This window comes from Chitinophaga sp. (genome assembly GCF_035564935.1).
Lineage (GTDB): Bacteria > Bacteroidota > Bacteroidia > Chitinophagales > Chitinophagaceae > Chitinophaga.
On record NZ_DATMTE010001042.1, the window covers coordinates 1 to 7,684 of the forward strand.

Genomic DNA, 7,684 nt, shown 5'->3' on the forward strand with positions numbered 1-7,684 from the left:
TAGATCCGGAAATCTATTTTCTGCCATTCTGTCATTTTGTAATTTTTATTATCTATTTTTGCTTTCCAAAATTTTTGTCAGGATGCTTGATCTGGATACCAAAGTGCATGATGAAAGTCGCCAGGGAGAAGCTTTTGCTCCTGCAACGACTGGCACCCAAACATATACTAAAAAATTCTACATTGAGAGTTACGGATGCGCAATGAATTTCAATGATAGTGAAATTGTTGCTTCCATCCTTAGCGAAGAAGGCTATGGCCCTACCCGCAACGCGGAGGAAGCGAGCCTGATATTGCTGAATACCTGTTCTATCCGTGAAAAAGCAGAACAGACCGTACGTAAACGTCTTACCGAGTTCAAAAAAATAAAGCAGCAAACCCCGGGCATGCTGGTAGGTGTGTTAGGCTGTATGGCCGAACGCATTAAAGGCAAACTGCTGGAGGAAGAAAAACTGGTAGACCTGGTGGTGGGACCGGACGCTTACCGTAGTCTCCCTGCCCTGATCGCAGATGCGGGCACCGGTCAGAAATCAGTGAATGTATTGCTGAGCCGTGAAGAAACTTACGGGGATATTAGCCCGGTACGACTGGACAACAACGGGGTTACCTCCTTTGTATCCATTATGCGGGGGTGTAATAATATGTGTTCCTTTTGCGTGGTGCCGTTTACCCGGGGCCGGGAACGCAGCCGCGACGCCTATTCCATCGTCCGCGAAGCTGAAGAACTGTTTGCCAATGGCTACCGGGAAGTAACACTCCTGGGGCAGAACGTTGACTCCTACTACTGGACCAGCAACGACGGCAGCGAAACCATCACCTTTGCCATGCTGCTGGAAAAGGTAGCGCTCATCAATCCTTTGCTGCGCGTACGTTTCAGCACATCCCATCCGAAAGATATTACAGATGAAGTACTTTTCATCATGCAGCAGTACGATAATATCTGCAACTATATTCACCTGCCGGTGCAAAGCGGCAGTTCACGCATATTGCAGCTCATGAACCGTACGTATACCCGCGAGTGGTATATCAAAAAGGTGGAGCGTATCCGTGAACTGCTCCCCGACTGTGGCCTTTCTACCGATATAATCGCCGGTTTCTGCACGGAAACGGAAGAAGATCACCAGGAAACCCTCAGCCTGATGCGTTATGCCGGCTACGACCTGGCATATATGTACTTTTACTCCGAACGCCCCGGTACACTGGCAGAACGCCGGTACCAGGACGACGTTCCGGAAGAAGTAAAGAAAAGACGGCTGGCGGAAATAGTGGCATTGCACCGCGATTGCTCGCAGGAAAACATGAAGAAAGAAGTTGGCAAAACCTTCAGAGTATTGGTGGAAGGCACTTCCAAACGTTCCGATGAACAGCTGTTCGGACGGAATGATCAGAATAAGGTAATCGTGTTTCCAAGGGAAAACTTTAAAAAAGGCGATTATGTGATGGTGAAAGTGGAAAGCTGCACATCGGGTACTTTGATCGGGAAAGCTGTAGTTTAGTCTAAATATTAATAGTATGATAAATCCGATTATTTCCCGTCATATGGAAGAGATAAAAGATACGTGTAATAAGCATCATGTAAAATATCTCTTTCTGATTGGCTCCGCGGCAAGAAACACCATGCACTCAGGAAGTGATGTGGATTTATTATACTCCTTCAAAGAAAAAGAAATACCCGGCGATCAGTATGCTGACAATTTCTTTGACCTGAAAAACTCACTTGAAAATATCCTGAAAATCAAGGTAGACCTGGTTGCCCAGGATTATCTCAGAAACCCGTACTTCATCAACGCAATTAATAAAGATAAGACCCTGGTATATGAAGGATAGATCAATAGAAAAATATATGTATGATGTGATTGATTCGATCAATGCCATACAAATATTTACTAAAGATGCAACCGATTTCGATTCATTTGTATCTTCAAGGCTATTGACCAGTGCAATTGAAAGAGAATTACAGGTTATCGGTGAAGCTTCCGATTTTGAAAAAGGAAGCTGAAGCTATTTTAAACCATCAAACATTTGAATAACCGCTTATGGACATACAGGCTATAAAAAACAGGTTTGGCATTATTGGTAGTAGTCCTGCACTCAATTACGCATTGCAGGTGGCTGTTCAGGTAGCCAATACCGATCTCACAGTACTTATTAACGGGGAAAGCGGTGTTGGTAAAGAAGTTTTTTCTCAGATTATTCATGCCCTGAGCGCCCGCAAACATAATCCGTTCATTGCCGTGAACTGCGGCGCCATCCCTGAGGGCACCATCGACTCCGAGCTTTTCGGCCACGAAAAAGGGTCCTTTACCGGTGCGGTGGATAGCCGTAAGGGATATTTTGAAACCGTTAACGGCGGTACTATTTTCCTCGATGAAATCGGCGAAATGCCCATGGGTACACAGGCCCGGCTGCTCCGTGTACTGGAAACCGGCGAATATATCCGCGTGGGTTCCTCCAAAGTGCAGAAAACGGATGTACGGGTAGTAGCCGCTACCAACCGCGATCTGCTGGAACGCACCCAACAGGGAAAATTCCGCGAGGATCTTTACTACAGGCTCAACACCGTACCCATCCGGGTGCCTGCGCTCCGCGACCGTAAGGAAGATATCCCGTTACTGTTCAGGAAATTCTCGGTCGATTTCTCCGAAAAATATAAAACGCCCTCTATACAGCTGGATGAAGAAGCCAGGAACATCCTGGTGAACTATCCCTGGAGAGGTAATATCCGTGAACTGAAAAATATTGCGGAACAGATCTCTGTGCTGTCGTCCGACAAGCTGGTAACCGCCAGCGACCTGAAACGGTTCCTGCCGGATCAGCCGGAGGTAAACCGCCTGCCAATGCTGGCGGCGCCGCAACAAACCAGCGACTTCAACAGCGAAAGGGATATCCTTTACAAGCTGTTCTTCGATATGAAGAAAGATGTGACAGAAGTAAAGAAGATGTTCTTTGATATCCTGCAGAACCCGAATATGGCACATGCAGCGGATTATCACGCAGATAATCATGTGATGCACAACTATCCCGGTGTGGCTGAAATGAATACCCCTCCCGGCCCCGGCCTTGGACCGGCACAACAGCCCATTATCCTGTCGGATAATAAAATTGATCATCACGAAGAAGTAGAAGAAACACTGTCTATTGCCGATAAAGAGAAAGAACTCATTGTGAAAGCGCTGAAAAAACACAAAGGTAAACGCAAGGATGCCGCGCTGGACCTGGGAATTTCTGAAAGAACGCTTTACCGCAAACTCAAGGAATATAACATCGCTGAATAAACGAATTTTAATCAAGCACCACAATGATCCGCAATATCAAAGCATTTATAGCCATTGGCATGATGGCAATACTGGCAGGTTGCAGTGTAAAATACTCCGCCACGGGCGCCAGTATAGACCAGGAAGCCACTTCAGTGAACGTACGTTTTATTGAAAACAGGGCGCCCATCAATAACCCGACCCTGAGCCAGAAGCTGACCATGAAGCTGCGCGATAAGGTCACTTCGCAAACCAGCCTGACACAGGTGAATGAAACGGAGCCCCGCGCCGACTATGAGTTCAAAGCAACCATTACCGGCTACTCCTTTTCCAATGCGGCAGTAACCAATGTTGACCAGGCGGCCACTTCCAGGCTGAATGTTACGGTAAACGTTACGTTTATTAAACGTATAGGCGATAAAAAAGGCTTTACCCAATCCTTTTCCCGCTCAGCAGAGTTCCCGGCCACCCAGTTGCCCAGCAGCGTGGAAAATCGCCTGCTGGACGAAAATATCATTCCGGGTATCACAGATGATATCTTCAACAGGGCTTTTGCAAACTGGTAGTGTGTAATCATTAATTTATTACATTAGCAACCTATGACGGCAAACAGGATTATAGCACATGTGTTTCAACAACCCTCCCTTCAGTTGGTAAATGAAGCGGCAATGGAGCAACTGGTAGCGGATCATCCGTATTTTTCCGCAGCCCGCCTCCTGCTGGCAAGGAAAATTTACCAGCAAACCGGCGACCTCCATCATCCTGCTGTAAAAAAAGCGCTGCTCTATTCCGATCAGCATCACTATGCTTATCAGCTCATTACACAGGAACAGTTGCTGCAGATGGTGGAAAATCGTGTAGCTGCCGTTATCCCGGAAGATACACTGCCACAGGAAAATACGACAGTGGAAGTACCAACTGTAAGCGCTGAAGCCGGAATAGCTGCCGAAGCACCGGCCGTAATTGCTGAAGAAGTGCTTTCACAGGCTGCCGAAGCACTGGCTGCTGCTCCTGATCAGGAAGAGGAAGTACTTCCTGCAGGAGTTGAAGAATCAGCTATAGTTCATGAAGAAGAAGATACATTATCACCGGAAACAGACACTTTTACATCGGAATTTGAAACAACAGCTCCGGAAGAAGAAAATATAGCATTGGCAACAGCAACAATACCCGAATATCATACCGCAGCAACACCGGAAACTGCGGCCCCCATTGCGGTGGCCGATTTTGAACCCGGTGACGGCGGTCATACCGTGGAAACACTGCCACCACCGGTAGCAATGCCGGCAAACGGACACGATAGTGAAGCGGAGATTAAAGCCGCCGACGAAGAAGAACCAGCATCCGCCGGCCCGATCAAAATATTCCCCCTGGCAGCAACCGAAGAAGAAACAGAACTGGTATTTCAACCTTTATATACAGACGATTATTTCGCCTACAAAAGGCTTAAAAACCCGGGAGAGGCAGATGATTTAAATGAGCAAGGCGTGGCAGAAATGAAAAGCTTTACCTCCTGGTTACGGCAAATGAAAGACAACTTTGCAGGTAAAACCAATAAGGATTGGTATCACCAGCAATTGCACCGGTTATATGATGAAGATGAAGAACCGGAAGTTTCCGAAACAGTGGAAAAAATGGCAATGGACTCCATTGTTTTCAATAACGACATCGTTTCTGAAACCCTGGCGGAAATCTGGGTACGGCAGCAGCAGTATGGCAATGCGATTAAGATATATCAAAAATTAAGTTTGCTTAATCCCGACAAAAACGCTTATTTTGCGCAAAAGATATTAGACTTAAAGTCAAAAACAGATAAAAATAAACAGTAATTTCTATGTTGATAATTTTCGGTATCCTGATCATATTAGCCTGTGTGTTGCTCGGCTTCTTCGTGCTGGTCCAGAACCCAAAAGGTGGCGGACTCTCCGGCAGCTTTGGTGGTGTTGGCAATCAGGTGATTGGGGTGCGTCAGACAACTGACGTGTTGGAAAAAGGTACCTGGATCCTGGCGGTAATTATTGCCATATTGTGCCTGACCTCTCCTTTCTTTATTGGTAAAGGCACCAAAGTGCAGCAGGTAGCGCCAAGTGCGGTAGAAAAAGCCTCCGCCGGCCAGCCAATTACACCCCAGGCGCCATCTACTCCGTTACCAGGCACTCCTGCTCCGGCACCTGCGCCTGCTCCCGGTAAGTAATTAACATTATCAGCGTAATAATATTTGAAACCTCGCCGTTAAAAGCGAGGTTTTTTTTAATGGCAACCGGCGGCCTATATTGAAAAACCTGGCTGATCAACGCCGTTGCCCCTCTTGTAACTTCCAACTCTATCTATGGCGAAGAAAAGCAAACAATCCAGCGCTAAATCTGTATGGATAAGAAGGATCCTGGTCATTGCCGGCTGTTTGGCAGCAGGCGCCCTGGTATACATTTCTTACCGCGTATTTGGGCCCAATACCAAACCCTTTGGCGACAGCAAATACTTTTATGTACGCACCAACAGCACCTACTCCGCCGTACTCGACGGACTGGAAGAACAGGGTATCATCCGCAACCGCAACAGCTTTAACTGGGTGGCGGAACAACTGGACTATCCCAGCCGCGTAAAGGCAGGCCGCTATAAAATTACCCGCGGTATGAGCAACTTCGATATTGCCCGTATGCTCCGCGCCGGGAAACAATCCCCGGTAGTACTCGTTATCAATAAGCTACGTACCAAAAACGATTTCGTCCGGAAAGTGTCCAACAACCTGGAAGCAGATTCCAACGTAATGCGCTCCCTGATGAACGACCCGGTATACCTCCGCCAGTTTGGCCTGGATACCAATACCGTGATGTGCGCCATTATACCCAATACCTTTCAATTCTACTGGAATACCAGCGCTGAAGCCGTGTTCAAAAAGCTGGAAAAAGAAAGGGAAGAATTTTGGACACCGGAAAGAAAAGATAAAGCGGCAAAACTGGGCCTTTCTATGAACGAGGTAACCGTACTAGGCTCTATTGTGGAAGAAGAAACCAATAAAAATGATGAAAAACCCATCATTGCCAGCGTATATCTCAACCGCTACCGCAAAGGCATGCGCCTCCAGGCAGATCCTACGGTGAAGTTTGCCCTGCAGGATTTCGGGCTGAAAAGGATCCGTGAAAATCATACCCTCTTCGATTCTCCGTATAACACTTACCGTTATGCCGGGTTACCACCGGGACCGATTTGCACACCCTCCGAAAAAACTTTAAATGCCGTATTGAATACCCCGGAAACAGATTACCTTTATTTTTGTGCCAGGGCCGATTTCTCCGGCTACCACGCTTTTGCAGCCACCTATGCCGAACACCTGGTAAACGCAAAAAAATACCAGGCAGAACTGAATAAAAGAGGTTTCTAAATAAAACAACAAATTTGGCCTTCAAACCCGAAAACATCATCTTTCGTTCAAAACCCTACCGCCGGTTGGTGGAAAGGACGAAAACCCTGATCCCACCCGGGTTTGAAGGCATCCCGCTATACGACGTACTAAAACACTTCGGCCAGGAAACCAAAGCCCGCGGACTGGGCGACCGGGCAAGGGCTATCTCCTTTAACTTCCTCCTGGCCATTCCGCCGTTTTTCATCTTCCTGTTCACATTGGTGCCGTACATCCCGGTGCAAAACATAGAGCCTACCCTCTATGACCTGGCCGAGGATCTTACGCCCAACTATAATACCTACATGATTGTACGGGGAATGATCCACGACTTCCTCTACACACACCGCAACGGACTGCTCTCTATCGCCTTCCTGATGGGATTTTTCTATTCCTCCAATGGCGTAATGGGCATCCTCCGTTCATTCGGTAAAATAGAGGGCGCCGGGTTCCGGAAAAGAAAATGGTGGCAGAACCGGCTCATCGCCCTGCAACTCACTGCCATCCTGGTACTCCTGCTGCTCATTACCGTAGCCCTGATCATTGCCCAGGGCGCCACGCTACGCTGGCTGTTTAACATCATCGGCATCCACAGTACCTTGCTGAGGAACGTGATCGATATTGCCCGCTGGGTGCTCATCATTATGCTCTTTTATTCTGTTAACGCAGTGCTGTACCGCATTGGCGCAGCTACCACCAAACGATGGAATTTCATTACCGCCGGCGCCGCAGTAGCCACCATATGCATGATCCTCGTTACCATAGGGTTCTCCTGGTTTGTCAACAATTTCGGCAACTACAACAAGATCTATGGATCTATCGGCACCATCCTCGTGCTCATGCTCTGGATCTTCTTTAACTCCTTTATCCTCCTTGTAGGGTTTGAACTGAACGCCAGTATCAGGGCTGTCAGTGATGCAAAACAGGAGGAAAAAAAACAATCGCTGTCTGCATAATACACATTATCAACCCTTTCTCCGGCTACCTGATAAATATTTTTATCTTATTATTATTTATTATATCTTAAACGG

Annotated in this window: 9 protein-coding genes; all 9 read left to right on the top strand. The window is 47.3% G+C overall.

The annotated features are described in order from the left end of the window. The first annotated feature begins 82 nt into the window (after positions 1-82). The 9 genes from miaB to VN105_RS27130 all read left to right on the top strand — a co-directional run bounded on the left by miaB (position 83) and on the right by VN105_RS27130 (position 7,609). Positions 83-1,495, top strand: coding sequence for a tRNA (N6-isopentenyl adenosine(37)-C2)-methylthiotransferase MiaB (gene miaB, locus VN105_RS27090; protein ID WP_325646153.1), 1,413 nt, complete (start codon positions 83-85; stop codon positions 1,493-1,495). A 16-nt stretch (positions 1,496-1,511) separates the two neighbouring features. Further along, positions 1,512-1,826, top strand: coding sequence for a nucleotidyltransferase family protein (locus VN105_RS27095; RefSeq protein WP_325646155.1), 315 nt, complete (start codon positions 1,512-1,514; stop codon positions 1,824-1,826). Beyond that, positions 1,816-1,998 carry a DUF86 domain-containing protein gene (locus VN105_RS27100; protein WP_325646157.1) on the top strand — a complete coding sequence of 61 codons (183 nt, stop codon included), beginning with the start codon at positions 1,816-1,818 and terminating at the stop codon, positions 1,996-1,998. Before VN105_RS27095 ends, VN105_RS27100 begins: the two co-directional genes overlap by 11 nt. A 37-nt stretch (positions 1,999-2,035) precedes the next feature. Next, complete coding sequence (locus VN105_RS27105; RefSeq protein ID WP_325646159.1) at positions 2,036-3,274, top strand: sigma-54 dependent transcriptional regulator; 1,239 nt, start codon at positions 2,036-2,038, stop codon at positions 3,272-3,274. Between the two features lie 23 nt (positions 3,275-3,297). Further along, positions 3,298-3,819: an LPS assembly lipoprotein LptE gene (lptE, locus tag VN105_RS27110; protein ID WP_325646161.1), complete on the top strand. Its 522-nt coding sequence runs from the start codon at positions 3,298-3,300 to the stop codon at positions 3,817-3,819. Between the two features lie 33 nt (positions 3,820-3,852). Then, the gene (locus tag VN105_RS27115; RefSeq protein WP_325646163.1) at positions 3,853-5,082 is read left to right on the top strand and encodes a hypothetical protein; all 1,230 of its coding nucleotides are present in this window, start codon (positions 3,853-3,855) and stop codon (positions 5,080-5,082) included. A 5-nt stretch (positions 5,083-5,087) separates the two neighbouring features. Further along, positions 5,088-5,447, top strand: coding sequence for a preprotein translocase subunit SecG (gene secG / locus VN105_RS27120; RefSeq protein WP_325646165.1), 360 nt, complete (start codon positions 5,088-5,090; stop codon positions 5,445-5,447). 135 nt (positions 5,448-5,582) lie between these two features. Then, the gene (mltG, locus tag VN105_RS27125) at positions 5,583-6,635 is read left to right on the top strand and encodes an endolytic transglycosylase MltG (RefSeq protein WP_325646167.1); all 1,053 of its coding nucleotides are present in this window, start codon (positions 5,583-5,585) and stop codon (positions 6,633-6,635) included. A gap of 68 nt (positions 6,636-6,703) precedes the next feature. Continuing rightward, entirely contained in the window at positions 6,704-7,609 is a 906-nt protein-coding gene (locus tag VN105_RS27130) for a YihY/virulence factor BrkB family protein (protein WP_325646169.1), read from the top strand. Positions 7,610-7,684: the final 75 nt, after the last annotated feature.